This window comes from Luteibacter aegosomatissinici, assembly GCF_023078495.1.
Lineage (GTDB): Bacteria > Pseudomonadota > Gammaproteobacteria > Xanthomonadales > Rhodanobacteraceae > Luteibacter > Luteibacter aegosomatissinici.
This window is the reverse complement of sequence record NZ_CP095742.1, coordinates 4,587,261-4,613,440: the sequence shown is the minus strand read 5'-3', so window position 1 is coordinate 4,613,440 and position 26,180 is coordinate 4,587,261. Positions and strand designations below refer to the sequence as shown.

Annotated in this window: 16 protein-coding genes and 1 tRNA gene; 9 read left to right on the top strand and 8 right to left on the bottom strand. The window is 62.9% G+C overall.

Going from position 1 to position 26,180, the window contains the following annotated elements:
• The 3 genes from L2Y97_RS20745 (at nt 1) to L2Y97_RS20735 (ending at nt 11,041) form a co-directional block, all read left to right on the top strand.
• The gene (locus tag L2Y97_RS20745; RefSeq protein ID WP_247430498.1) at nt 1-10,275 is read left to right on the top strand and encodes a hemagglutinin repeat-containing protein; all 10,275 of its coding nucleotides are present in this window, start codon (nt 1-3) and stop codon (nt 10,273-10,275) included.
• Nucleotides 10,275-10,679: an Imm63 family immunity protein gene (locus L2Y97_RS20740; RefSeq protein WP_247430495.1), complete on the top strand. Its 405-nt coding sequence runs from the start codon at nt 10,275-10,277 to the stop codon at nt 10,677-10,679. The genes L2Y97_RS20745 and L2Y97_RS20740 overlap by 1 nt, the downstream gene beginning before the upstream one ends.
• A 101-nt stretch (nt 10,680-10,780) precedes the next feature.
• A complete protein-coding gene (locus L2Y97_RS20735; protein ID WP_247430492.1) occupies nt 10,781-11,041 on the top strand; it encodes a colicin immunity domain-containing protein in 261 nt (86 codons plus the stop codon).
• Between the two features lie 666 nt (nt 11,042-11,707).
• Here the strand turns inward: L2Y97_RS20735 and L2Y97_RS20730 are convergent.
• On the bottom strand, nt 11,708-12,220 hold the full coding sequence (locus tag L2Y97_RS20730) for a DUF1697 domain-containing protein (protein WP_247430489.1): 513 nt from the start codon (nt 12,218-12,220) through the stop codon (nt 11,708-11,710).
• 130 nt (nt 12,221-12,350) lie between these two features.
• On the opposite strand from L2Y97_RS20730, the gene L2Y97_RS20725 reads away from it, so the two are divergent.
• Nucleotides 12,351-13,055: a glutathione S-transferase N-terminal domain-containing protein gene (locus L2Y97_RS20725; protein ID WP_247430486.1), complete on the top strand. Its 705-nt coding sequence runs from the start codon at nt 12,351-12,353 to the stop codon at nt 13,053-13,055.
• A gap of 140 nt (nt 13,056-13,195) precedes the next feature.
• On the opposite strand, the gene L2Y97_RS20720 is transcribed toward L2Y97_RS20725, so the two are convergent.
• From L2Y97_RS20720 to L2Y97_RS20710, 3 genes are all read right to left on the bottom strand, one after another.
• A complete protein-coding gene (locus tag L2Y97_RS20720) occupies nt 13,196-16,240 on the bottom strand; it encodes a TonB-dependent receptor (RefSeq protein ID WP_247430483.1) in 3,045 nt (1,014 codons plus the stop codon).
• Between the two features lie 318 nt (nt 16,241-16,558).
• Nucleotides 16,559-17,209: an outer membrane protein gene (locus tag L2Y97_RS20715; protein ID WP_247430480.1), complete on the bottom strand. Its 651-nt coding sequence runs from the start codon at nt 17,207-17,209 to the stop codon at nt 16,559-16,561.
• Between the two features lie 148 nt (nt 17,210-17,357).
• Nucleotides 17,358-17,999 carry an outer membrane protein gene (locus L2Y97_RS20710; protein WP_247430478.1) on the bottom strand — a complete coding sequence of 214 codons (642 nt, stop codon included), beginning with the start codon at nt 17,997-17,999 and terminating at the stop codon, nt 17,358-17,360.
• A gap of 279 nt (nt 18,000-18,278) precedes the next feature.
• Here L2Y97_RS20710 and L2Y97_RS20705 point away from each other — a divergent pair, with 279 nt between their 5' ends.
• The 4 genes from L2Y97_RS20705 to L2Y97_RS20690 all read left to right on the top strand — a co-directional run bounded on the left by L2Y97_RS20705 (nt 18,279) and on the right by L2Y97_RS20690 (nt 22,112).
• Nucleotides 18,279-20,177, top strand: a complete 1,899-nt coding sequence (locus L2Y97_RS20705; protein ID WP_247430475.1) for a M61 family metallopeptidase — start codon at nt 18,279-18,281, stop codon at nt 20,175-20,177.
• An 84-nt stretch (nt 20,178-20,261) separates the two neighbouring features.
• Nucleotides 20,262-21,158 (top strand): LytTR family DNA-binding domain-containing protein, encoded by an 897-nt coding sequence (locus L2Y97_RS20700; RefSeq protein WP_247430472.1) that lies wholly within the window; start codon nt 20,262-20,264, stop codon nt 21,156-21,158.
• Between the two features lie 58 nt (nt 21,159-21,216).
• Nucleotides 21,217-21,293 (top strand) — tRNA-Arg (locus L2Y97_RS20695).
• A 33-nt stretch (nt 21,294-21,326) separates the two neighbouring features.
• Entirely contained in the window at nt 21,327-22,112 is a 786-nt protein-coding gene (locus tag L2Y97_RS20690; protein ID WP_247430469.1) for a uracil-DNA glycosylase family protein, read from the top strand.
• 5 nt (nt 22,113-22,117) lie between these two features.
• Here L2Y97_RS20690 and L2Y97_RS20685 read toward each other — a convergent pair whose 3' ends face one another.
• Both L2Y97_RS20685 and L2Y97_RS20680 read right to left on the bottom strand, forming a co-directional pair.
• Complete coding sequence (locus tag L2Y97_RS20685) at nt 22,118-23,458, bottom strand: sensor histidine kinase (protein WP_247430467.1); 1,341 nt, start codon at nt 23,456-23,458, stop codon at nt 22,118-22,120.
• On the bottom strand, nt 23,442-24,131 hold the full coding sequence (locus L2Y97_RS20680; protein WP_247430464.1) for a response regulator transcription factor: 690 nt from the start codon (nt 24,129-24,131) through the stop codon (nt 23,442-23,444). The genes L2Y97_RS20685 and L2Y97_RS20680 overlap by 17 nt, the downstream gene beginning before the upstream one ends.
• Nucleotides 24,132-24,249: 118 nt before the next feature.
• Between L2Y97_RS20680 and L2Y97_RS20675 the strand changes: the two genes are divergently transcribed.
• Nucleotides 24,250-24,558: a hypothetical protein gene (locus tag L2Y97_RS20675; protein WP_247430461.1), complete on the top strand. Its 309-nt coding sequence runs from the start codon at nt 24,250-24,252 to the stop codon at nt 24,556-24,558.
• Here L2Y97_RS20675 and L2Y97_RS20670 read toward each other — a convergent pair whose 3' ends face one another.
• Together L2Y97_RS20670 and bufB are read right to left on the bottom strand one after the other, a co-directional pair.
• Entirely contained in the window at nt 24,559-25,311 is a 753-nt protein-coding gene (locus L2Y97_RS20670; RefSeq protein ID WP_247430459.1) for an HvfC/BufC N-terminal domain-containing protein, read from the bottom strand.
• A complete protein-coding gene (bufB, locus tag L2Y97_RS20665; protein ID WP_247430456.1) occupies nt 25,308-26,153 on the bottom strand; it encodes an MNIO family bufferin maturase in 846 nt (281 codons plus the stop codon). The genes L2Y97_RS20670 and bufB overlap by 4 nt, the downstream gene beginning before the upstream one ends.
• Between the last annotated feature and the right edge of the window lie 27 nt (nt 26,154-26,180).

Here is a 26,180-nt window from a genome sequence, read left to right as displayed (position 1 = left end):
ATGACCACGCATCTCGATCTCGCCCGCCGTTCCGCGCCCTCGCTGGCGCTCGCTGCCTTCATCGCCCTCGTGGGCACGCCGATCGCGGCACAAGCACAGGTCGCGGGTGCCGGCAATCCGGCTCACCGACCAACCGTTGATACGGCGGCGAACGGCACGCCGGTAGTTAACATCGTGGCGCCCACGCAGGCCGGTGTCTCTCATAACCAGTACGAGCACTTCAACGTCGATTCGAAGGGCCTGATCCTCAACAACAGCGCGTCGGTCAGTCAGACGCAGCAGGCTGGTTATGTGGTAGGCAACGCCAACCTGGCTAACGGCGCTGCGCGGATCATCGTCAACGAAGTGACCTCGCAGAACGCGTCGAGCCTGCGTGGCTTCACTGAAGTGGCGGGCAGCCGTGCGGAAGTGATCATCGCCAACCCCAACGGCATAAGCTGCGACGGCTGCGGTTTCATCAATACCTCGCGTGGCACGCTTGTAACGGGTACGCCTGTGTTTGGTGGAGACGGTAGCCTGGCGGCGTTCCGGGTCACGCGGGGCACGCTGGCAATCAATGGCGCGGGTCTCAACGGAACCGGCACAGACCGATTGGACCTGATCGCCCGGACCGTGGCGGCGAACGCGAGGGTCTGGGCGAACGAGCTCAACGTGGTGACCGGCGCCAACCAGGTCAATTACGGCGATCTGTCGGCACAGGCCATCGCGGGTGAAGGTGGGGCTGACGGCGTGAGCCTCGATGTGGCCGCGCTCGGTGGCATGTATGCGAACAAGATCCGACTGCTCGGCACGGAAGCCGGCGTGGGTGTACGCAACGCGGGTGAGCTCGCGACGCAAGGTGGTGACTTCACGATCACCCAGGCCGGGCGTCTCGAGCTGACCGGCAGAACGACGTCGACCGGCCAGCTGGTTGCTACCGGCGCAGCGCTATCCAATAGCGGTACGTTGGCCGCAGGTACCCGCATCATCGTTTCCACCACCGGAACGATCGACAACAGCGGGACGGTCTATGGGACGACCGATGCCTCGCTCGCGAGCGGTGGTGCGCTTAGCAACAGCGGAAAGCTGTATGCGGTGGGTGGTGCGCTCGACGTCACTGCTACCTCGGTCGCCAATGCCGGTGCCGGTGACGTATACGCAGGTAAGCGTGTAACGGTGCGCGCCGGGCGTATCGACAACGCAGCCGCGATCGAATCCGGGTCGGAACTGGCGCTGCAGGCGACGGATCGACTCGGCAATACCAGGACCGTCATCGCCAGCGGCGTGGCGGGGCTCGAAGGTAGCGTCATCGACAACAGTGGCCGCATCAGCCTTGCTGGGCCTGCTTCGATAAACGCGGTGAGCTCGCTCAGCAATAGCGGTAACATCATCACGGGTGGCGACGCCGTCGTCCGCGCAGGCGACGTTACGAACCACGGCCAGTTGCAGTCCGGCGGCGACCTCACGGTGTCGGCCGCTTCCCTGGTTCTGGGGGCGCAAGGCGTGCTTTACGCGGGGCGCGCTCTGACGCTGGACGTCAACGGCGCGGTTCGCAATGACGGGCAGGTCTACGCGACCACGAATGCCTCCGTGCACGCCGGTTCACTGAACACCAGCAATCTGGTACGTGCCGATGGAAACCTGGTCGTCGATGTGGCCGGTGACATCGTCAATACCGGTGCGATGCAGGCGGCGCAAAAGCTCGCGCTCGACACTACGGGCGCCCTGACCAACACCGGGAAGCTTTATGCCATTGGTGGGGCGTTGGTGGCCACGGCTGGGCGCTTCGACAATGCGTCGAGTGGCGATATCTATGCGCTGGCCATCGCGACGATCCGCGGAGGATCAGTCAGCAATGGAGGCACCGTCGAGTCGGGTGGCTCGGTCGCCGTGCAGGCCGATACGATGCTCGACAACCGTGGAAAGCTCCTCGCCGATACTGGTAACGCGACGCTTTCGGCACGTGATATCACCCAGCGCGGCACGGTAAGTGCGGTGAGCGACGTCGCAGTGACGGCGACCAACACGCTGTCCAACACGGGCACGACCGTCGCAGACCGCGACTTGTCGATCGATGGCGCTACCGTAACCAACTCGGGCCACTTCCAGGCTGGCCGCGACGCCACGTTCGACGCTGCCGCGTTGGATCAGCAGGGCGTCGTCTATGCAAAGCGGGACCTGGCCTTGCGGGGCGGTGACATTTCCAACGCCTGGGAGGCCACTACGCTTGCCGATGGCGCCGTGCGTATCGACAACGACGGCACGCTCACCAACGCAGGCACTATCCAGGCTGGTACCAATATCTCGGCAACAAAATTGGCTGCGCTGGACAATGCGTCGACCGGAAACATCTACACGAGCGGTAACTTCAACCTTGCCACGCTGGGTAAGATTGACAACGCCGGCTCGATCTATGCGGACGGCCACGCCGACCTCGATGTCGCCGGGTTAGCTAACAGCGGTAGCCTGCGCGCGGGCGCCGGACTCACGGTCGCCGCCGGAAGCGTCGGCAACACGGGCAGTATCTATACCGGTGACAAGGCCAGCTGGACGGTAGCCCAGCAACTTGCCAATACCGGCACGTTGGTCGCCCGGGGTGACCTCACGCTCGTCGCCGGCACACTCGTCTCGTCGGGCGTCCTCGGAGCCGGCGTGCAGGCCGACGGGAGCCTCGGTACGACAGGTGTGCTCGATGCGACCGTCGCGGGTGCGCTTGCCGTTCACGGCAACACGCTGGCGGCCGGCCACCTGGCATTGATGGCCGCATCACTCGATCTGGCCGATGCACGACTGCGCACGGCAGGTGACATTTCGCTGGATGCGATCCGGGGCGACGTCGATACTGGCAACGCCAGCATCGCGACGGACGGCACGCTGGCGCTGCACTCGACGGGCGCGATCCGAAATCGCGGTGGGTCGCTGCAGGGTGGCACGTTGGACCTGACAGGCGCTGCCCTCGACAACGCGGGCGGTAGTCTCGTCCAGACCGGTACGGCCGACCAGTCCCTGGTTTTCACGAGTGAGGTCGACAACACGAATGGCCGCATCGCAGCCAACGGGAAGAACCTGACGCTGCGGGCGTCGTCGATCACCAATAACGGTGGTGCGATCGAGCACGCAGGTGACGGCTTGCTAACGGTCAGCGGCGGTACGGGCATGGCAAACCGCAGCGGCCGCATCGTCGGCAACGGCGCACTGGATCTCGACACGAGCGGTGAGCTCGACTCAACCGGTGGCACGATCAGCGTTGCGCGTGATGCGACGCTGGATGCCACCAGCATCCGCAACGACAGCGGCACACTGGTCGCCAGTGCACTCGCCATCACGACGATGGGTGCGCTGTCGAACAACGCGGGCGCGATCCAGTCCAGTGGCGCTACCAGCATTACCGCGGGCTCGCTTGCCAACGGCAGCGGCCAGATCAAAGGCCTCTCAGCCCAGTTGATTCGCGTGGCCGTCGCCAACACGCTCGGTAACGGCGTCGGTGGGTTCATTGGCGGCAATGGTGGACTCTGGCTGCACGCTGGTACGTTGAACAATGCAGGTCAGCTCTACGCTGGCGCGACGGCCGACATCGCGACGACGGGCGATCTCACCAACAGTGGTGCCATCCAGTCGATGGGTGCCTCGTCAGTGATTGCTAGCGGTAGCCTCAACAACAACGGTGGCCGCATCGAGAGCGGCAGCGGCGATGCCACGGCGACCCTGACCGTCTCGGGAGCGGCGCTCTCGAACATCGGTGGCCGCATGGCCAACACGGGTACCGGCCAGGCTCGCTTTACCTCGGGCGGCGCCCTCGACAACACCAACGGGACCGTTGGCGGCCAGGGCAACGTGGCGATCAACGCGTCGTTCTTTAACGATGCCGGTGGCCGGCTGGTCTCGGGTGGTGACCTGTCGCTCGGCGTCGGCGGCTTTGAGAACAGCAACGGCAACGTCTATGCCGCCGGCACGCTGGATTGGAGCAACGGTGGCGCCACGTTGACCAACATCAATGGTCAGTTTGGCGCGGGTACGCGTCTGGCGCTCACGCTGGCATGGTTGAATAACGCGGGCGGTAACACATCGTCCAATGGCGATGTCGCGCTGAACCTGATGGGGGGAATCCAGGGCAACGGCCGTGTCATTGCCGGCCGTGATCTCGACGTCAGCCTGCCGGGCGACTTCGTCAACGGCGCCGGCGGCCAGTTCAAGGCCAACAGGAATTTTGGCCTGCATCTCGGAGGCTCGCTATACAACAGCGATGGCGCTGCGCTTGAGAGCGTGGGCGACCTGACGATCGATGCCGCGTACATCGAAAACGGTAACGGCGCACGCATCAGCAGTGCCGCCACTACGCTGAACTCACGCGGAAGGGTCAGCAACCGCGGTCGCATCGAAGGCGACACGCTGGCCATCAACGGGACGGACATCGACAACACCGGTTCGCTGATCGGCGACACCATCACCGTCCATGCCAACAACTTGACCAATGGCGCGGATCTGGGTGATCAGGCAGACAACAATGCCTACCAGTCGGCACTGATCGCTGCTACGCAGAACGTCCGCCTTCTGGTGGGCGGTACGTTCCTGAATCGCGATGCGATGGTGTTCGCCCTTGGTGACATCTTCATCGCCGCGAACGACGCAGGCGGTCGGACCCAGGCCATCGTCAATCGCTCCGGTGACATCGAGGCCGACCAGCGCGTGACGCTGGCCGCGAACCAGATTACCAACGAGCGCCGTGTATTCCAGACTGAGACCGTGGCGCTAGCCGATGGTGCCGTGCGCCAGGTCGGTGGCCCGATCGTGCGTTACGCGTACAACGATCCCGATCCGAACCACCAGCCGCCGAACGTTGATCCTTCACAGATCGTCTCCGCGGAAGAGATTCAGCGCGCCCGCCTTTATTGCCAGGGCGCAGGATACGAAGACAACCGCTGCATCGGGTTCCAGAGCGGCGACGGCATCCCGGTTAGCTTCCAGGGCACGTACACCGACACCCTGCTGTCGTATGAGCGGCTCAAGCGCGCCAGTGCGGAAGGTCGCGTGGTCGGTGGCACGGACATCATCCTGTCCGGGTCCGTGACCAATGATAAGTCGACCGTCGCCGCCGGCAACAACCTCGTTATCAATGGCGCAGGTCAGGGCTCGCTCGGTGAGGGCGATACGACTATTGCCGGCGAGGTCATCCGCAACATCGCCTGGAATCCCACGGGCACGGTGCGAACCGACGCGTCCTATGGCGTCGGCTGGGAGTCCCTCGTCCACGACCCGCGCCGCTGGGAGCCGAACGGCTTCAAGATCTACGGTACTGGCAGCACGAGCGCGACTATCGCCCTCGGCGACGGCCAGCGTCCCACATGGATCAACATCGATCCTGGCCAGGGACTGGTCTCGCGGATGACCGCGGGCGGCACCCTGGAATTCCACGGCCAGACCATCGAGAACACCACCGTCGGCGCCGATGGCAACCCGATCAGCGGAGTGCAGCTTGGTGCCAATGCGGGTGGCAGTAACGTCTCGGGAAACGGTGCGGGTCATGTGGGTAGCGCCGGCAACGCCGTCGATCTCGGCGGTGTCGGCGGCATGGGCGGTACGCCCGAGGCGAGTGGGGTTGGCGGCGTGGGTACCATCACAGGAGATGTCCGCAACGCTGGCCCGCGCCCCGGTTCGCAAAGCGTAGGTACGCCCGATGCGCCGGCTGGGCAGATTCGCGTGCCGAACAGCGGCCTGTATACGACGCACCCCGGGAGCGCGAGCCCGTACCTGATCGAGACTGATCCGCGCTTTGCCAGTCAGGCTGGCTTCCTCGGTAGCGATTACCTGATGGACCGCCTGGGCTTCAACGGTGAAGATACGATCAAGCGCCTCGGTGATGGCTTTTACGAACAGCGCCTGGTGCTCGACCAGATCACTTCACTGACTGGCCGCCGGTACCTCACCGACAACACCGACGCCATGGCGCAGTACCGCGCGCTCATGGATGCCGGCGTCGACACGGCGGGTAAGTTCCAGCTCTCGGTCGGCATCGCGCTCACCGCCGAGCAGATGGCCAACCTCACCCAGGATATCGTCTGGATGGTGAGCCAGGAGGTCAACGGCGAGAAGGTTCTCGTTCCGGTGGTCTACCTGTCCGCCGCCCATGCACAGGAAGTCGCGCAGAACGGCGCGATCCTGTCCGGTAAGTCCATCATCCTCGATGCCTCGGGCACGCTGACCAACACCGGCACCATCGCCGCGAGCGAAAATGCGAGCCTGAAGGCCGGTACCCTGCTCAACGGCGGCAACCTCAGCGCTGGCGGCAGCCTTAGCGTCACCGCCGCGCAGGACATCCTCAACGCCGGGACGATCAAGGGCGGCAACGTCAGCCTGGTTGCGGGCAACGACATCCTCAGTGGCGCCGATATCGGGCGCATTGACCTGGGTGGCCTGAAGCTTGGCGACGCGATCACGCCGGTCGACGCGGCGCGCCTCGGTCTCGCCTCGGGCGGTTCGATCACCGCGACCGGCAACCTGTCCGCAAGCGCCGGCCGCGACCTGACGTTGGGGAAGGCCCCCGTGACCGCGGGTGGCGACCTTTCGTTGTCAGCCAGACGCGACCTGTCGCTTACGGCGACCTCGGTCAAGGCAGGTGGCGATGCACAACTCGTCGCGGGGCGCGACCTGAGCCTTAATGCCATCGCCCAGACCACGGCCGTGCAGGGTAGCAAGCAGAACAGTGAGAGCACCGTGCACACGGTGACGACCATCGATGCCGGTGGGAGCGCCGTGCTCGCAGCTGGACGGGATGTGGTGAGTGAGGGGGCAAAGGTTGCGACGGGCGATCAGGTTGCCATCAGCGCTGGGCGCGATGTCGTGCTCAACGCGATTACCGACACCCAGCGTAGCGAAAGCTTCACGAAGGAAGGCAAGAAGGCTGTCCAGACCCGCACGATGGACCAGGCATTGACGGGCACGGTCCTCGACGGGACCCAGGGCGTGATCGTCAGTGCCGGCCGCGACATTAATGCCACGGCGGCCACCATCACCAGCGACAGGGGCGGCGTCGCGCTGGCTGCGAAGAACGATGTCAACCTCGATGCCGGCCAGGAGCTGCATACATGGGAACAACAGGCCAAGAGCGTCAAATCCGGAGCGACATCTAGCACGACCAAGAAGACCTTCGACGCCAGTGAAGACAGCCTCGCGATCGGTACGCTGATCAGTGGTGACTCCGTCACTGTCGCCGCTGGTCACGACATTACGACGCAAGGCGCTCAAATCGGCGCGACGAACGACCTGGTGATGGCCGCTGGCAACAATCTGACCATTGGTACGGCGGAGACGACCCACAGCGAAACCCACGACAAGACGGTGAGCAAATCGGGCCTGATGTCCGGCGGCGGCTTCAGTGTGATGATCGGTGGCTCGAAAGAGCAGAACGGCTACGAGGAGCATGACAGCACGCCTACGGGCAGCGTTGTTGGAAGCACGGATGGCAAGGTCACACTAACGGCGGGCAACACGGTACACATCACCGGCAGCGACGTGCTGAGCAAAGACGGCACGACCATCGTCGGCAAGGACGTGACGATCGATGCGGCTGTGGCCACGACGGATACGCGGCAGACGTATAAGAAGCAGACGGTGGGGATTACGATTGGGTTGACTGGTGGGGCAGTAAGCGCGATCCAGGGTGCTTACGGGGCAGCGCACAGGTCGGGCGAGGTGAAGGACGATCGCCTCAAGGCGCTCTACGCAGCTCAGGCCGCACAGTACCTGTTCTCCGACGGTGCCGGTCGCGGCATGGGCATGTCGGGTGATGGTATCGACTCGATCGGTGCCCTAGGCGGTGCAGGTAGCGCGTATGCCGACGCCGGAGGCGGTTATGACGGTGCCCAGGCAGCCGGACAGTCAACCGGTATATCGTTGCGTATCGGCATTGGCGCTAGTAGCGCGAGTAGCGAGACCAAGACGCACGAAGAGCGGGCCTACGGAAGCAATATTCGTAGTAACGGTGATGTCACCATCGCAGCCACTGGCGGCGATCTCAATGTCATCGGCAGTTCCATTGACGGCAAGAACGTTGCGTTAGCAGCCGCGAATAACCTGATTCTCCTTAGCCAGGCCGAAGACCACTCGAGCAAGAGCACGAACCGCAACGGAAGCGGTGAGATCGGCTTCTCGATTGGCTCGCAGACGGGATTCTATGTATCGGCATCCGCCGGTATGGGCAAGGCCGTCGGTAATGGGACGACGCACGTTGAGACGGCGGTGAATGCCACCGACAACCTTACCCTGATCTCGGGTAACGACACGACTATCAAGGGCGCTCAGCTGAAGGGCGATTCGGTGCTCGCAAATGTGGGCGGCAATCTGCTCATCGAGAGCGAACAGGACACCGACGACTACGCCAGCAAGCAGCAACAGGTTGGAGGTACGTTTACCTTCGGTTACGGCGGGACCTTCAGCTACAGCCAAAGTAAGGTGGACAGCCACTACGACAGCGTCAACGAAGTCAGTGGCATCAGTGCCGGGAAAGGTGGCTTCGATATCCTCGTTGGCGGCAATACCCATCTTGTCGGCGGTGTAATTGCAAGCTCGGCCGACCCGGGCAAGAACATCCTCGATACGGGGTCCTTGACCTGGGAGTCGATCCATAACGAGGCCAATTACAGCGCCAGCAGCTTTGGCGTGGGTGGTGGAGCGGGCGGTCTCGCGCCCACCGGGTTGTCGATTCCGCAGAGCGACAAGAGTAGTAGCGATACGGCATCCAGTATTGCTAACGGGACGATCATTACTCACGATGGTGCGGCGGACTTTTCTGGCCTCAAGCGCGACGGGAGTCTTGATAGCCAGGCGCTTAAGCCGGTCTTTGATGAAGAGAACGTTCGGGAGGCGCAGGAGCTTGGCAACGTAGCTGGCCAAGTGGGGATGACGGCCGTCGGTGACGCAGCGGCCTACATGTACCAGCACGCCTCCACTGAAGAAGAGCAAGCAAAATGGGCCGATGGTGGCCAGAACAAGATCCTTCTTCACGGGATGGTGGGCGCCGCGAGTGCCGCCTTGGGTGGTGGAGATGCCATCGGCGGCGCGCTTGGATCCGCTGGAAGTGAGGCTGCTAGCAAGGTAATGGCCGACTGGCTAATTAGCCAGGGAGTGGATCCAAATGAGCCAGAGGGGCGGCAGCTGATGGCTTCGGCGAGTAGTGCCATCGGCGCCATGATTGGCGGGGGATCAGGTGCCGCCGGAGCCTTGAACGGATCAGTTTATAACCGCGCGCTGCATGTCGACGAACAATCGGCAATCGTCGGGGTTGCAAAGAGCAAAGGATACTCGGAGGACGAAGTTCAGGCGGTCGCGTGCGTAATAGTGTCTTGCCTCAACGGACGGGGTCTTGTTGAGCCTGGAGTCCTTACGGATGGATCTATCCACTACACGGAAGCCGGAGAGCAACTCCTCTCAGAATATAATGGCGCACTTGCGCGACTGTCGGACGCTCAGAAGGCCGATATCGCTGCCGATTTGAAGTCGACGGGGCTTTTCGGCTACTCGGCGGCAGACGCATTCTCCGACGCGTGGTCTGATATCTACGGGACAAAGAGAGTCGAGGGGCTCGGCCAAGCAGCAAACGGTTTTGTAAACGCCTATCTTGTAGCCAAGTTGTGTAGATTTGGAGGCGTCGCTTGTGGTGCGAGCACGGTGAACATCGCGCAGCAGAGTGACAACATCTCTGCCGGAATAAGCACATGGTGGACAGGGCAGTCATACCAGACATTGCAGTACGGGATCTGGAGAGATGCGGGGTTATCAGACTCGGCCGCAAAAAATGCGCAAGTGCTGACAGAAGCAATTTCCGCAGCGGCAGCCGGTCGCGCTGCGCTCACCCCCGGCCAAGCCCCCAAGCCGCAACCTACGCCCCAAAAGTCCGGGCCAAATCCTGGGGCCGTTGATGCCGAGGCAGGCGGTTACTCGTCCTATTCCCAGTATCAAAAAGGTGACGGTTCCTGGAACTGGCCGGCGGATCTGGGCTTCGCAGAGAAGCCAGTCGCCGACACAATTCCCGTGGGGACAAGGCTTGACCGCTACGGCGACACCGCAGGCTCATTCCTCTCGCCCGTGGGGACGCCATATGAGCAGAGGTCGTTGGCGCCCGCGACCCGCATCAATCCGTACAATGAGTACGAGGTTATGAAGCCGTTGCCGGTGATCCAAGGGGAGATTGCGCCAGCGTTCGGGGAGCGTGGCGGCGGCGTCCAGATGCTTCCAAACTTTTCGGACAAGGTCAATGTTCAATGGCTCATCGATAACGGCTACTTGAAAAAGGTAAACTAATGACGACAGAAATTGACGAGGTTCGCGATGAAGTGGCCCGTATTGGGAAGCTTATCGGCGCACCTTCGGTCTTGCTAGAAGTTCGCACCGCAGAGTCCTCGGACGGAACTCCGTACCTTGAGATAACCGACGAGGGATATTCCTACATCGCGGTCGAGCGGGGATTAGAAATATCTCGGCAATACACGCCGGAGCTTGACGGCATCCTTTACATCATATTTAAAAGGATCACCTCGCAGATGGCCTTGTCATACGAACTGAGGCATCGAATCGATGGCCAAGACTTTCGGCGAATCTACTTTTCTCGGCGAATCGAATTGATGCATGCGGCACACCAAGGATGGGGTGATCGGCAACGTATTGAGATCGAGGAAATACTGAAGACGTCTCCGTTCGTTGATTGATTCGATCGCGAGTGCTTGGTCCGAACGAAGTTCATTGTCGGCGTCAAGCTCGAGTCGCGATCGCTTTAGTATGTGATCTACATGGGCAATGGAGTTCTTCGATGAACTTGACACTCTTGCGATTTGCTGAGTCCTTCTCGATCGGTCGGATATCAGCTTCGGCCTTTGCTGAAGCATATGTTGAGCTTTGGAGAATTGAGCGCGGCCTCGGCTTGCTCACTGCCGATGAATGGGGTACCTCGGAGAAACTTTCGAGTCTCTTTGTTGTATCGGATCTTTACAGCGGCGATGAAGATAGACTGGACTACGAGTTGGATGAATGGGCACTCCTCTCGGAGGTTCTGAAGATACTTGAAGCCTAGACGAGATCTGCCATGAATGGCGCGATGACAAAACGAAGCGCTAATTTGCTAGGCATCAATGTCATTTACCTCAAAGGCATGAAGCGCCACGGCGCCACGGCGTCACCTGCGCCGTGGACGAGCGACGCTCAGACATGGTTGGCGCGCAGTGCGCCTGTTGCAATACGGTCATATGGGCGAACGGGAGAACGGATGGCATTCTGAATGAGCCTCTTCCCGCCGGAGTCCCCGGGTTCGGGGCGGACTACAGGGCGTACTATCAGGAAAAGGTGCAGCGATTCCCGGCTAATATGCCGCGCTGCCCAGAATGTCAGCATCATTGTTTCGATCGATTTATCACAAACGTGCAACCCCCTCGGCTTGAGGACGGGACGGTTTGGTATGCGGATGGATCTCTGGTGCCTATCAATGCACCGGATCGCGACGTGTGGATTATCGACGATCGGGCTCAATAGCGCGGACAATTCGCGGGTGCGGACGACACGTTCTGAAAGCTCGAGTCCTTCCACAGTGACATGGCAGTCATGAGGGCCGAGGCGCGCGAACGCGGGCGCAGGATCTTGCAGCGCGTGAGCCGCAGCCGCTGGTGGCTGCTAGCGCGGAGTGAGGTAGTTTTTGCCCTGTCTGGTGCGCAATCGAGGGCGTGCGTCGCGCGCAAGCCCGCTCCTACAGGGCGGCGGCCATGTCGGCGAGTTTTGCCACTGTGTTGATGTTGCGGGCCGTGCCGGACTTGGCGGCGGGAATCACCAGTTTCGATGACGCCATGCCGTCGTCGTAGCGGACATAAATCTCGCGCTTGCCCAGGCGGATTTCCTCGTTGGCCTGGTGGCGCACTGCTGCCAGGGTGTCCTTTGGCGGTGCCTCGTCGAGGAAGATAGCGACGACGCGGTTGCCTGGTGCGTCGGGAAAGGGATGGGCGGCAAGAACGGCCGCCATCTCCGCGGCGGTGCGGACCATGACACCGACCGGCTTCCCCGCGTAATCGGCCAGCCGGGCTTCGAGCGCGGCCTTAACGGCCTTCTCCTTCAGCGGCGAGGTGAACACCACATTGCCGCTGGCGATATAGGTCTTTACCCCCTCGAACCCCTCCGCTTCGCACATGGCCTTGAGCTCGCTCATGGGCAGCTTGCCGGTGCCACCGACGTTCACGGCACGGAGTAGGGCGATGTACGCGGTCATGGCGGGCTCCGTGGCAGGCTCGGGTGAGTGTATGCCGAACATGGCCGGGTGGTGCGGAGCGGTTGAATCAGCCCCCGCGGCGCCCTACCTTCGAAGGTCTGACCCATTGCCCACCACAGGATGCGTTCCCATGGCCGATCTCTCCGCCTTCCCGATCACCGCCCGTTGGCCAGCGCAGCACCCTGACCGCATCCAGCTGTATTCGCTGCCCACGCCCAATGGGGTGAAGGTCTCGATCATGCTGGAAGAGCTGGGCCTGCCCTATGAAGTCCACCTCGTGGACATCATGAAGAACGAAAGCAAGCTGCCCGAGTTCGAGTCGCTGAACCCGAATGGCAAGATCCCGGCCATGATCGACCCGAATGGCCCGGACGGTAAGCCGATCGGCCTGTTCGAATCCGGCGCGATCCTGCTTTACCTCGCCGAGAAGACCGGCAAATTCCTGCCGAAGGACCCGGCAAAGAAGTGGGACACCATCCAGTGGGTGTTCTTCCAGATGGCCAGCATCGGCCCGATGTTTGGCCAGGTGGGCTTCTTCCACAAGTTCGCCGGGCGCGAATGGGAAGACAAGCGGCCGCTGCAGCGTTACGTGGATGAGGCCAAGCGCTTGCTGGGCGTGCTCGACAAGCAGTTGAAGGGCAAGCAGTGGATCATCGGCGATGACTACACCATTGCCGATATCGCCACGATTGGCTGGGTGAACAATTTGGTGACGTTTTATGGTGCTCGCGAACTGGTTGGGTTCGACCAGTTCGAGAACGTCATTGCGTGGCTGGAGCGTGGTACATCGCGTGCCGGCGTAGAGCGTGGCCTGAAGATTCCCGCGCGGTCGTAATGCGGGCCGCGGCGAAAATGCCCCGCATGTAGGAGCCCACCCTGTGGGCGACGCCGTTCGCGATGCCGCCACACGCCCTGTGGCGGCATCGCGAAAGATGTCGCTCACAGGGTGAGCTCCTACAGTCCTAGCGGTGTGGCTTAGTAATCGTAATTCACACTCAACCGCACATACCGCGGCTGCTGCATCGCCGTCGGCGTGCCGTACAGCGGGTTGGCCAGGTTCGGGCTCGATTCCGAGTTCGGGAAGATCGCCAGCACCTTCTGCTCGTTGGTCACGTTGAACACGTTGAGGTTGAAGGCCAGGCGCGACTGGGCGAAATCCGGGCGGTACGTCGCGCCCAGGTCCAGCTGACGCACCCACGGCAGGCGGCCATGGCTGCCCGGCGGGGATGGCTCGCCGTAGCAGAAGTGGTAGCTGTTGCCGTAGCCCGCCGGATCGGTGCGGTCCTCGCCGAAGTAACCCAGGCAGGGCTTCGGCGCGCCGGAGATCAGGCTGAGATTGGCGCTGACCAGCCATTCCGGGGTGAACTGGTAATAGCCGAAGAACTTGAACTGGTGCTTGTGATCGTTGTTCTGCACGCCGTTCGTGTTCACCATGATGTAGCTGTTGTCCCAGTCCTGGGTGGTCGATACCGCGGTCTGGCCCGTGCCACGCGATTCGCGGAACAGGTCCGAACGAAGCTGCCCTTCCGTGTTGCCGTAGCTGCGCGAGAACGTATAGCTCACCTTGCCGTACCAGCCATCGGCGAACGGGTGCTCGAGGAAGGTCTCCAGCGCGTAGTAGCGGCGCTTCAGTCCTTCAAAGCCGAACTCCTTGTTCGAGAGCGGCACGCTCACGTAATTGCCCGATGTATCGACCAGGTTAAACGTGTTGGCCTTGCCGGGGTTGAACAGCCAGCAGCTCACCGGGTTGCTCTCGGTGGTGACGTTGTAACCAAGCGATTGCGCCTTGGCGAGCACCAGGTCGATATCGCAATAGTCGTCGATCGCATTGCGCAGGATGCGCTGGGTGGCCTTGGCGCCGTAAACCCAATCCGAGCCCAGGGTCTTGGTGAAGCCGAGGATGAACTCATCCTGGTACTCGGATTTCAGGCCCTTCGTCGTTACCGTCTTCGGATCGGGCAGCTGGCCGAAGGTGTTGTTCGCGGCGACCGGTACGGAAATCGCGGTCAGGTTGGTCGGCGTGCCATCGGCGGCAATGCCGCCATACGTGAAGTACTGGGAGGTGGTGAGCGCACCGCCCGCGGCGTTAAGTGCCGGGTTCAGCGGCAGGCCGAGGTAGTAGCGGCCCGCATTCGCGTAGACCTTGAATGTCGCATCGCCATTCACATCCCAGCTGGCACCGAGGCGTGGTGCCCATTGCGGCTTGTGCTGCGTGATGAATGCATCGCTATCCGCATTGAAGTTCTCGAACTGGTCGTTGCGGATACCGAGCGAAAGCAGCCAGCGGTCGGAGACCTGCCACTTGTCTTCGATGTACTGCGCTCGCTGCGTCGAACGCACCGTGGCCAGGCTGCTGTTGATGTTCTGGATGACATAGTAGCCACCCGCGCCATTCGGGAAGCCGCCCGTGGCGGGTACGCCAAGGCCGGTAGAGATCGGCGTGTTCGGGTCGCCCTGACCGTACGTCCACGAGTAACCACCCGGGCCTGAGGTCACCGAGCCCTGGTCAAGCGCCGTGGCGGTCTGGTTATCGATACCCGCGGTGATCGTATGGTCACCAATCTTGTAGGTGATATCGATGCGGGTGTTGGTGGTGCGGTTGCCTTTGCCGGCCGGGATCAGGCTGGACACCGTCTGCGAGTTGCCGCGGGGCGTTCCACCATTCAATGCGGGATTCTGGTTGACGATGCCATCCACGTAGGTGAGCGAGGGATCGTAACCGCCAGGAGAATCATAGGCCGTGGTATGCAGCTTGCCGTACTGGGCACTGATGGTGAGGTCATCGGTGATGTAGCCGGTGTACTTGGCCGTCCACAGGTCGCCCCCGTTCTTCGTGTCGTCATCCGCGCCAATGCGGCCAAGCCGCGTGCGCGACGCGTAGTCGTAATCGTAGACCGTGCCCGACGTCTGGTACTTATCCGAAGCACCCGTCAATTCAAGGATGTGGTTATCGGTGATGTTCCAGTCGACCTTGCCGTACCAGCGCGGTGAGTTGTAGCGGTAATCCACATACGGCTTGGTGCTGGTGTAGCCACTCACCGGATTCACCGTATTGCCCTGCTGGCGCTCGTACTCGGCGGCGACGAACACGAACAGCTTGTCCTTGATCAGCGGGCCGCCGGCGTACGCGCTGACAGTTGTGCTGTCGCTGCCATTCTCGCTATCGGGTGCATACAGGTTGCCAGCGCGCGGCGAGGCCGGTAGCCCGTTCTCGTAATAGCGGTTGCGCTGCGAGGCCCGGGCGAATGCCGGTTCCCACAACACCTGCGCGCCGAAGTGCCATTCGTTGGTACCGCGCTTGCCGACCACGTTGATCACACCGCCGTCGGAACGACCGTACTGTGCGCTGTAGCCGCCGGTGTACACCTCCTGCTGCTCGATCGCACCGTAAGGCAGCGACAGGCCGCCAAAGCCCTGCAAGGGATCGGTCGTGGCGAAGCCGTTCACGTAGTAGGCGTTCTCGGAGGCGGCGGAACCGCCGAAGCTCACGAGCGAGTTGCCCGTGGCGCCCTTGAAGTTACCGCCATTGTTCACGACGCCTGGAGCGAGCAATGCAATCGCTTCCGAGTTGCGGCCCAGGGGGAGTTTGGCAAGCTGCTCGGACGTGACGACGGTGCGCGAATCAATGCTGGAGACGTCGATCTTGGCCAGCGCGGATGCCGACACGGTCATGCCCGTGAGGTCCTGCGCATCCGTGGCCTTGCTGACGAACGAGACTTCGGTACCCGCGCCGACCTTCAGGACAATATTACTTCGGGTATCCACGGTCTGCCCATTCGCCTTCAGGCTGACGGTGTACGAGCCCAGGGGAAGCTGGCCCACGCTGTAGCGGCCACGCTCATCCACGGGTACCTCACGGCTGAGCCCGGTATCGCTGGTAATGACGACGGTCTGGCCCGCCGTGGCAGGGGCCTGGCCAAAGATGCCGCCGGTGGTGGACTGGGCAAAAGCCCCCGGTGCGGCCAGGGCAAGGGCCACGGCAAGCGCGATGCGGTGGGGGCGGGCGGTACGGCTGGACATGGGAAAACGTCTCCTCGGTACGTTTTTGGGCGCACGGCTACCTGCGGGGCCGCGGCACGGCCCCGTCATGGCTTCGATGGACAAACCCCTGGGTGCACTCGACCAGCCCGGCCGGCATAGCCGCGGGCGAGTGGCAGATGGATGCTTCCGTTCGGAATCCCTTGCGTGCTGCGTCGCAGCACGTGCTATCGGTTATAGCGAAGATCCGTAAGGTTGTATAGGGGTTTAGGCGGCCAAATGAAAATCATGCGATCGTGGCCTGCAGGCAAAAAAACGGCCGCAAATGCGGCCGTTTCTACGCTTGCACCACGTTGGGGATTACCAGAAGCGGTATTCCGCCGCGAGGCCCGTCACGCCGACGTTCACGGTGCGCTTGTCGCTGGTGATGTCCTCGGCCTTCAACGCATAGTGGTCGTAGGTGAGGGTGATACCGAAGTTCTCGTTGAAGTCGTAGCCGAAGCCCAGGCCACCGTACACGCCGTTGTCCGTCGACTGGTTGCGCGAATGGTATTCCTCGTTCGCACAACATGCCGACGTAGAGGTGTAGTAGAAATCTTCGTTGTACTTGCTTCGCGAATGCGCGAAGCCCGCCCGTGCCGTGATCGTGAAGCCATGCGGCAGATCCCATTTGCCATTCGCACCGACGAGCAGCACCTCGCCCTTGAACTTGGCGCGGTAATCGACATCGTAGACGCCGGACGTCAGCGCTTGCGAACCCTTCATGTTGCCGAGGTCGGCGTAGCCGACTTCCACACCGAGCGAGAAGGGGCGATCAACGACCCAGCGGTAACCCGCGACGACGCCAACGGCCGTGTCATTGTGATCGCTGAAATACGAATGGCTGATGTCGTAGTGCGACTGGCCGCCATTCACGCCAATAAAGGCGCCCTGCTGCGTGACCGCTGCAGCGGAAAATGAAGCGAGAGAAAGAGCGGCAGCCGCAGCTGCCGAGAGCAGAACCTTTTGCATGGTCGAATCCCTTAGTCCTTGAAGTGCGCCGACCCCGTTGCCGGCGTGCCTTGTGGGCGGCGCTATCTTACGAGGGATTAGGGAAGGCTGCCATGACAGCTGCTTGTGACGCGGGTCACAAACATACTGCCTGGCAGCCGTTGCGCCATCAGAAACGGTATTCGAGGGCGGCGCCGTAGACGCTCACGTCCACGCCACGCTTGTCGCCCAGCACGTCTTCGGCCTTGAGCGAATAGTGGTCGTAGTTCACGGTGATACCGACGTTCGGCGTGAAGTCATAGCCAAAGCCGAGGCCAGCGTAAATACCGTTATCGGTCGAGGAACGGCTTTCGTGGTACGGCTCGTAGCCCGGGATTTCCGGCGACAGGTATTCGTTACCCTTGAACTTCACGCGCGAGTGGGCGACGCCCAGGCGCGCGGTGATGGTGAAGCCATGCGGCAGGTCCCATTTACCGTTGGCACCGACCAGCACGGCCTGGCCCTTCTGCGTGTACTTCACCACATCGCTGTAATAACGGTCGCTGTAGTCGTCCTTCTCGGACATCTTGCCCAGATCGACATAGCCCGCTTCAACACCCAGCGAGAACGGACGGTCAACAACCCAGCGGTAGCCGGCGGTGAAGCCGTAGGCGCTGTCGTGCTTATCGGCCCAGCCGGTGTGGCTGATGTCGTACTGCGCGCCGCCACCATTGACGCTGATGAAGGCGCCATCGTGCGTTGCCGCGGCAGCCGAGAACGAGGCGAACGAAAGTGCAGCCGCAGCAGCGGCCGTGAGAAGAACCTTGTTCATGAGAGTCCCTGTGTCCTGAGTGAATTCGGCCGGCCCCTTTGCCGGCGAGCCCGATGGGCCAGAGAATCTTACGAAAAATTAACGTAGTTATCTACGATTTTTCTCAACCACATTTTCTCGCCCCGGATATCGACCGACCCCGCTCCCGTGACCTCTGGCATAGGGAGACCCCCTCCCGTGACCTTTAGCATCGGAGGCTTGCGCGGACCGCAGGGGACCGCGCGGACCCACTCGCAGGCAGGACGGCCCGGCGACCCACACGCTCCACGGGAGAATCTTTTGAAATCCACCCTTCTTGCTTCCGCGCTGCTGGCCGCCCTGGCCGGTATCGGCGCCACGGCCGCGTTCGCCGCGGATGATGTCCCGGCTATCCAGGACGGCCCGTTCAACGGCACCGTCAAGGTCGTCGTCGATGCCACGGATACCGATCACCGCATCTTCCGCGTCAAGGAAACCGTGCCGGCCCAGCCCGGCAAGCTGACCCTGCTGTTCCCGGAATGGATCCCGGGCCACCACTCGCCGACCGGCCCGATCGACCAGTTCGCCGGCCTTATCGTGAAGGCCAACGGCCAGCGCCTGGAGTGGACCCGTGACGAATACAACGTCTACGCCTTCCACGTGGACGTGCCCGCCGGCGCCTCGTCGGTGGATCTGGAGTTCCAGACCCTGACCCCGCAGGACACGCGCCAGGGCCGCATCGTGATGACGCCGGACATCGTCAACGTCCAGTGGAACCAGGTGGCGCTCTACCCGGCCGGCTACCGTGCCGACCAGGTGCAGTTCGAGCCGTCGGTGAAGCTGCCGGCCGGCTTCCAGTTCGGTACGGCCCTGGAGCAGGCCAGCAAGGATGTCGATACCGTCACCTTCAAGAACATCAACTTCGACGACCTGGTCGATTCGCCGATCTTCGCCGGCCGCTACTTCAAGCGCGTGGACCTGGATCCGAACGGCCGCTCGCCGGTGCACCTGAACATCGTCGCCGACAGCGCCAAGTCGCTGGAGATCAAGCCGGAAGCGCTTGAGATCCACCGTAACCTCGTCAAGCAGATGGACAAGCTGTACGGCGCGCGTCACTACAACCACTACGACTTCCTGCTCGCGCTGACCGACAAGCTCGGCGGCATCGGCCTGGAGCACCACCGCTCGTCGGAAAACAGTGCCTCGCCCAACTACTTCACCGAGTGGGACAAGAGCTGGCTGGGCCGCGACCTGCTGGCGCACGAGTACAACCACTCGTGGGATGGCAAGTATCGCCGCGGCGCGGATCTTTCGACCCCGAGCTTCAACGTCCCGATGGGCGACAGCCTGCTGTGGGTGTACGAAGGCCAGACCCAGTTCTGGGGCAACGTGGTTGCCGCCCGTTCGGGCCTCGTCTCCCAGGACCAGGCGCGTGACCTGCTCGCGCTCGTCGCCGCGACGTACGACAAGGGCCGCCCGGGCCTGTCCTGGCGCAACATCCAGGATACGACGAACGATCCGACCATCGCCCAGCGTCGCCCGCTCTCGTACCGCAACTACCAGATGAGCGAGGACTACTATTCGGGCGGCCAGATGATCTGGCTGGACGTGGATACCAAGCTGCGCGAACTCACCAAGAACAAGCGTTCGCTGGATGATTTTGCGAAGGCCTTCTTCGGCATGAAGGACGGCGACTGGAAGGTCAACCCGTACACGTTCGACGAAGTCGCTTCGACCCTCAACGGCATCGCGCCGTACGACTGGGCGAAGTACCTGCGCGATCGCGTCGATGGCCACAAGGGCGACCTGGAAGGCATCGAGCGCGGTGGCTGGAAGCTGGTCTACAACGACAAGCCCTCCGATGCCGTCAAGGCCTTCGAAGCCCGCCGTCATTACACCGACCTGACCTACTCGGCCGGCTTCGGCGTGTCGTCCAAGGGCGATATCTCCGACGTGCGCTGGGATAGCCCGGCCTTCAACGCCGGTCTCTCGCCGGGCATGCACATCGTGGCCGTGAACGGCAAGGAATTCGACGGCGATGCGCTGAAGGATGCCGTGACCGCCGCCAAGGGCACCTCGGCCCCGATCGAACTGCTGGTGAAGAACTTCGACACCTACAAGACGATCAAGATCGAATACCACGATGGCCTGAAGTATCCGCACCTCGAGCGCGACAGCAGCAAGCCGGACTGGCTGACCCAGCTGTACAAGGCAAAATAAGCACCAGAGGCCCCCGCAAGGGGGCCTTTTTTTGTTCCGCAAGCGCGCTCCTGCACAAGCGCTACACTGCTCGCCATGGAACCGATGCCCACGCCCCCCGGCCAACAACTCGACGCCGCCCACCGCCGCCGGCGCTGGCTCATGTTCCTGTTCTGGGTCGTGATCTTCGGTACCGCTGCAATCGGCAACGTGCTCACCAACCGGATCGATGCCGACCGCTACCACGTGCCCGTCACCACGTGGCACATCGTCATCAACGAGGTCAGCAGCCCGCTGGTCTCCCTGCTGCTCTTGCCCTTCCTGCTCATGGCTTGCGATCGCTGGCCGCTGCACACCGATACGTGGCGGCGTTACGTGCCGTTCTACATCGGCGGCAGCGTGCTGTGGTGCGTGTTGCATATCGCCGGGATGGATCTTTTGCGCCTGGCCGGCTACACGCTGGGTGGCGATGCGTACGATCCCGGAAATTTGTTGCTGCAGTTCGTCTACGAATACCTGAAGGACGTGCGCACGTTCTTCTTCATCGTGACCTTGAGCCATGCCGTGGAATGGTTCGGCCGGCAGATGAAGGGCGAGGCGAGCCTGCTTGCCGAACCGGATGAAGGTGCACCGGTTGAACCGGTGGACCGCCCGGAACGCTTCCTGGTGCGCAAGCTGGGCCGCGACTTCCTCGTGGCCACGGCCGATATCGAATGGGCGCAGGCCTCGGGCAACTACGTGAACCTGCGCGTGCGCGGGCGCGATTACCCGTTGCGCAGCACCCTGGCCGCGCTGGAGGCCAAGCTCGACCCGGCCGTGTTCGTGCGCGCCCACCGCAGCTACGTGGTGCACCTGGCCCAGGTCACCGCCATTGAGCCGCTGGACGCGGGCGAGGCTCGCCTGCACATGGCCGACGGGACGGTACTGCCCTGTAGCCGCCGCTACAGGGAAGCCCTACGCGCCGTCGCGGCGGGCGCTGAACCCGCCGTAGCCCGTGCCTGACAGCCAAGGCTAGGCCAGCGGCCGGCAATACGGCTACAATGCCGGTCCGCTCAGATACGCGCCCGTAGCTCAGCCGGATAGAGTAGTGGCTTCCGAAGCCATTGGTCGGGGGTTCGAATCCCTCCGGGCGCGCCATTTTTCGCCGCATCAGCGGCTGGCCAGTGAAGCATGGCTACCGATTCCCTGGCTCCATTTCGCCACCACGCACGCCTCCTGCGCGCGCTTGGCGCGGATTTCGCCACCGAATCACCGCTTCCCGCATCGCTCTGGATGGCTGGCGACGGTCGCCACGATATCTACTACGCCCCGTTCGATTTCCTGAACCCGAAAGCGAAGGTCGTGCTCGTGGGTATCGCGCCGGGACGGGCGCAGGCGCTGGTCGCCCTTGCAACGGCGCAGAGCCAGTTGCTGGCGGGCGTTGATGACGCCACTGCTGCCGCGGCGGCGAAATACGCCGCGAGCTGGTCGGGCCCCATTCGCCATCACCTGGTCCGCATGCTGGATTTCCTCGGCGTGGCCCGTCGGCTGGGTATCGCATCGACCGCCGAATTCTGGACAACGCGAACCGATCTGGTGCACATGACGGCGGCCGTGCGCTACCCGGTATTCACGGCAGGCAAGAACTACAACGGAAGCGGCCTTGAGCGCAGTGCGCTCCTGCTCGAACAGGTCGACACGCTGCTCGCGACAGAGTGCGCCGTGCTTAGCCATTCGCTGTTCATCCCTTTCGGCGCGGCCGCACAGGTGGCTTGCGACCGCATGGTGGCACGGGGACATCTTCGCCCTGCGCAGATCCTTGCGGGGCTACCGCATCCCTCAGGCGCCAATGCCGAGCGCGTCGCATACTTCCTTGGTCAGAAGTCGCGAGAGGCGCTCTCGACACAAACACGTGCGGCACCGATCGACGCTGCGCGCGAGACCGCGCTGGATGTCATCGCACGATGGTTTCCCTGACGGCCTCAGGCCGACGTGAGCGGTAGCTTCACCCGGAAACACGCGCCGCCGTGCTCCGCATCGGTCACATCGATATGGCCACCATGGCGCTCCACCACCTGGCGCGCCAGGTGCAGCCCAAGACCCGTACCGCTGCTACTTGGGCGTGTGCGGTAAAACGGCTCGAAGATGCGGTTACGCTCGTCCGGCGGCACACCCACGCCATGGTCGGTCACGGTAAGCTGCCCGTCGGCGTTCACCGCTACGCTGATCGTGCCTTGCTCGCCCGCATGCATCATCGCGTTCTGGATGAGGTTCATGACAACACGGGAAAGTGCCAGCGCATCGCCCTGTATCCACACGGGCTGTTCCGCGCCATCGAACTCGATGTCATGGCCCGATTCAAGTGTGAGCGGTGCAATGTCGGCCACCGCGTCCGCTGCCACCTTAGAAAGGTCCAGCCGCTGGCACGCCGCCGCATCGCCATTGAAGCGTTGCAGGTCGAGTAACTGCTCGGCCAGGTTCCAAAGCCGTGCCACATCGCCCATCAACCGCGTGCGTTCAGTGCCCGGCTCCATGGCGTCGATGCGCGCACGCAGGATCGCGATGGGTGCGCGCAGTTCGTGCGCCGCACTGGCCAGGAAACGATCGCGCACATCATAACCTTCGCTGACGCGGGTCAATGCCGCATTGAACCCACGCACGAGCGGCTGGATTTCATGCGGGACCGTTTCGTCTGCGAGCTGTGCACCCCGCTTCTCGACGTCAATCGCGTCGGCATGCCGTGCGACCTGCCGGACGCTCTTCATCGAGCGCCGCACAATGATGGGCACGATGATCAGCGTGCAGATGACCGTGGGCAGCAGCAATCGCCACGTGAGGTAGTCCGCGATCATGGTGGCCAGTGCGCCGGCGTTGGCGACGGGCGCGCCGCCGATCATGATGTGCAGGCGATCATGGCCCCAGTCGATGACGCGGATCGTCATCGTATCTGTATAAGGCGCGTGGGTGCCGTGGATGTCGGACACCGCCAAGTGATCCAGTCGGTCAAGTAACGGCGAGAGCGTGGCCGGTGGATGGCCCTGCGTGAACGTGTGCCCGGCCTCATCGCGGGCGACGACCCACAGGTCCGGGAAGCGTTGCATGCGTTCGCGCAGCGAGTCGTTCGGTTGCAGGTTGATGCTTCCATCCGCCGCGCGCACCAGCGAAGCCGGCACGGCCTCGGTGACCTCCGGATCCACGTACGACACACTGTCCCGATGCACCTGGAAGCCCAGGATGATGAAGCCGATGAGCATGATCAGCCCCTGCGGCAGGACGATCCGCAAGGTGAGCTGCCAGGCGAGGGATTTACCGGGCCTTGCCATGCACTTTGCTCCGCAGCAGGTAACCGACACCACGGATCACATGGATGTCGACCTCCGCGCCAGCCTCGTCGAGCGAGCGGCGCAGTTTGGAAATGTGCGCATCCAGCGCATTGGACTGGATTTCATCATCGAAGTCGTACACGGCTTCGAGCAGGTCGTTGCGCGAGACCGTGCGGCCGTGGCGCAGGCACAACGCCTCCAGCACGAGAAGCTGGCGCCGTGGCAGGCGCAACGGTGCCTGCCCGATAAACGCCTCGTGCGCGCCGAAATCGAACGAGAGGTTGGCGACGGTCGCGCGCGGAATATCTCGCGGCGACTGCCGGCGCGAGACCGCGCGGATGCGCGCGAGTAGTTCCTCCACGGCGAACGGCTTCACGAGGTAGTCGTCGGCACCGAGGTCCAGGCCCGCGATGCGGTCCGTCAGCGAGCCCCGCGCGGTGAGGACGATGACGGGTACGCCAGGCAGGCATTCCCGTGCCTTGCTGATCAGGGTGACCCCGTCACCATCCGGCAGCTGGCGGTCCAGCACGACCAGGTCGTGGACGCACTGGCGCAGCGCCTCGCCCGCCTGCAGCAGGTTCGGGGCCACGTCGATAACGAGGCCATGCCGCTCCAGCGCGGTACGCAAGGCATCCGCGAGCTCGGTTTCATCTTCTACCAGGAGTATCCGCATGGCCCGCCCACACCCAACGTCAGCTAAATCGTACCGGGTAGGGCCTGAAGGGGCGGCAATGTTCTGGCAATGTGGCCCCGGGGACCATGCACGCTCCCCCCTAGGGCGTCCCCCCGCCATGCATTACGGAATCATTCGTCGCATCGTCACCCTGGCCGAGCTCATCGAGCCCGACCGCACGCAGGTATGGGCCTGGTTCTTCGAGACCCATATCGAGGCCCTCGGTGGCCGTCCGGTTGAGCTGGCTTTCCACGGCCGTGGGCAGGAGGTGGTGGATTTCCTGCTGGTCATACTTAGCCGTGGCCGGCATGCGAGCAACGTCAAGCTGTTCCCCCGCCGGCCGCGTCGGCCGGTCGGGCCCCAGCCTAACGATGAGCTCTTCGCAGATGCCGATGGCTGGGTGGTGGGCGTGCCGAAGGCGAGCTGATCAGTCCGCCGATACGCCAGTAACGATTCCCGCAGCGAGCCAGCCAGCCAGCAGTTCGCCCGCACGCTGGATGCCCGCCTCTTCACCAAGCCGCTCGACCAGGGTGTCGCAGAGACCCGTGAAGGTCGAATCGTGGCCCAGCGAAACGAGGGCGGTCGTTTCCACGGCATCGGCACGGCGCAGCCGGGCAACGTGATCGCGTCGCCACACGATCAGTCCCTGCTCGTCGGCAAGCATTTCGCTTTCGATGTCGTTGCGATCGTCGCGCAGCGCCATCCAGACATCATCGGCGTTGGTACGGGCGTGCCGCAGGCGTAAGCTCGGAGCGATAACCAGATGGGCCGCTTCCCAGTCCACATGCGCCAGGTGCTGTGGGTCGATGATCGCAGCGTCGCCCGCCACGAACGCTTCACCCAGCATCCATTCGATCCACGCGAGCTCATCCAGGTCGGGATTGCGTGGGTACAGCGCGCGCAGCGTATCGGCGAAATCGGCGCCATAGTGATCCAGCGTCCAGCCACGGGGTGGCCTCTGGTCGATATGCGTGATGGCGGCCGCGCGGAACGCCTCGTCACCCATAAACCGGCGCAGGAGGGGGTAACTGACCTCGAGGCAGCCCATCAGCTGCACGCGGTAATTGTTCTGGTACACGTTGAGGCCGGGTGCGGCGCGGGCGCCAAACGCCGCGGCTTCGGCCGTGTCGCCTGTTACCAGCCAGTTGCGAAACCGGGCCTGTAGCGTCGCGAGGTTCATGCGGCCTCCCGGCGTGCATCCTCGTGGTAGCCGATGGCGCGCGCGATGCCGAGCTCCTCCAGCAATTCGGGTAACGGCGGGATGGCATCATCCCGCTCGATCATCGTGGCGACATCACCCAGTAATGAACGTGCCGTGGCATACAGCGACCACACGTCGTCGCATACCGGCTGGTCGTGGGTATCGATCAGCAGGCCGGACCCTTCGGTATGGCCGGCGAGGTGGATCTGCCTAACGTGCACGGCGGGAATGCCCGCCAGGAACGCGTGGGCATCGAAGCCATGGTTATGGGCACTGACAAAGACGTTGTTTACGTCGAGCAACAGGCCGCACCCTGAGCGGCGAGCCATCGCATCGATGAACTCCCATTCGGCCATCTCTGCGCCATCGAAAGCGACATAGCTTGAAGGATTCTCGAACAGCATGGGGCGGCCAAGTGCTTCTTGTGCCATGTCGATGTTGCGGCAGACCATGTCGAGTGCCTCGGTGGTGTACGGCACGGGCAGCAGGTCGTGCGATGAGAAGCCAGCGACGCGCGACCAGCTCAGGTGATCGGAGACGAACAGCGGCTGGATCTCATCGGCAAGGGCGCGCAGGCGGCGCAGGTAGTCGCGGTCGAGGCCGTCGGAGGAGCCGATCGACAGGGATACGCCGTGCATCGCGACAGGATGCTTCTCGCGGATACGGCGCAGGATGTCGCGTGGCTGGCCGCCATCCACCATGAAATTCTCGGAGATCACCTCGACGAAATCGACGGGCACGTTGCCCTCGAGGAAATCGCGGTAGTGCTCCTTGCGCAGGCCAAGGCCGTAGCCGGCGAAGGTGGGGATCGATGTCGTCATGTCGAATGTCCGATGCACGTTAGGTAG

Bases quoted from the DNA above. Each gene is read 5' to 3' on its own strand.
- L2Y97_RS20680 (WP_247430464.1), bottom strand. From the start codon at position 24,131: ATGCGGATACTCCTGGTAGAAGATGAAACCGAGCTCGCGGATGCCTTG.
- L2Y97_RS20675 (WP_247430461.1), top strand. From the start codon at position 24,250: ATGCATTACGGAATCATTCGTCGCATCGTCACCCTGGCCGAGCTCATC.
- L2Y97_RS20685 (WP_247430467.1), bottom strand. From the start codon at position 23,458: ATGGCAAGGCCCGGTAAATCCCTCGCCTGGCAGCTCACCTTGCGGATC.
- L2Y97_RS20725 (WP_247430486.1), top strand. From the start codon at position 12,351: ATGGCCGATCTCTCCGCCTTCCCGATCACCGCCCGTTGGCCAGCGCAG.
- L2Y97_RS20710 (WP_247430478.1), bottom strand. From the start codon at position 17,999: ATGAACAAGGTTCTTCTCACGGCCGCTGCTGCGGCTGCACTTTCGTTC.
- L2Y97_RS20690 (WP_247430469.1), top strand. From the start codon at position 21,327: ATGGCTACCGATTCCCTGGCTCCATTTCGCCACCACGCACGCCTCCTG.
- L2Y97_RS20700 (WP_247430472.1), top strand. From the start codon at position 20,262: ATGCCCACGCCCCCCGGCCAACAACTCGACGCCGCCCACCGCCGCCGG.
- bufB (WP_247430456.1), bottom strand. From the start codon at position 26,153: ATGACGACATCGATCCCCACCTTCGCCGGCTACGGCCTTGGCCTGCGC.
- L2Y97_RS20745 (WP_247430498.1), top strand. From the start codon at position 1: ATGACCACGCATCTCGATCTCGCCCGCCGTTCCGCGCCCTCGCTGGCG.
- L2Y97_RS20670 (WP_247430459.1), bottom strand. From the start codon at position 25,311: ATGAACCTCGCGACGCTACAGGCCCGGTTTCGCAACTGGCTGGTAACA.
- L2Y97_RS20735 (WP_247430492.1), top strand. From the start codon at position 10,781: ATGAACTTGACACTCTTGCGATTTGCTGAGTCCTTCTCGATCGGTCGG.
- L2Y97_RS20740 (WP_247430495.1), top strand. From the start codon at position 10,275: ATGACGACAGAAATTGACGAGGTTCGCGATGAAGTGGCCCGTATTGGG.
- L2Y97_RS20715 (WP_247430480.1), bottom strand. From the start codon at position 17,209: ATGCAAAAGGTTCTGCTCTCGGCAGCTGCGGCTGCCGCTCTTTCTCTC.
- L2Y97_RS20730 (WP_247430489.1), bottom strand. From the start codon at position 12,220: ATGACCGCGTACATCGCCCTACTCCGTGCCGTGAACGTCGGTGGCACC.
- L2Y97_RS20720 (WP_247430483.1), bottom strand. From the start codon at position 16,240: ATGTCCAGCCGTACCGCCCGCCCCCACCGCATCGCGCTTGCCGTGGCC.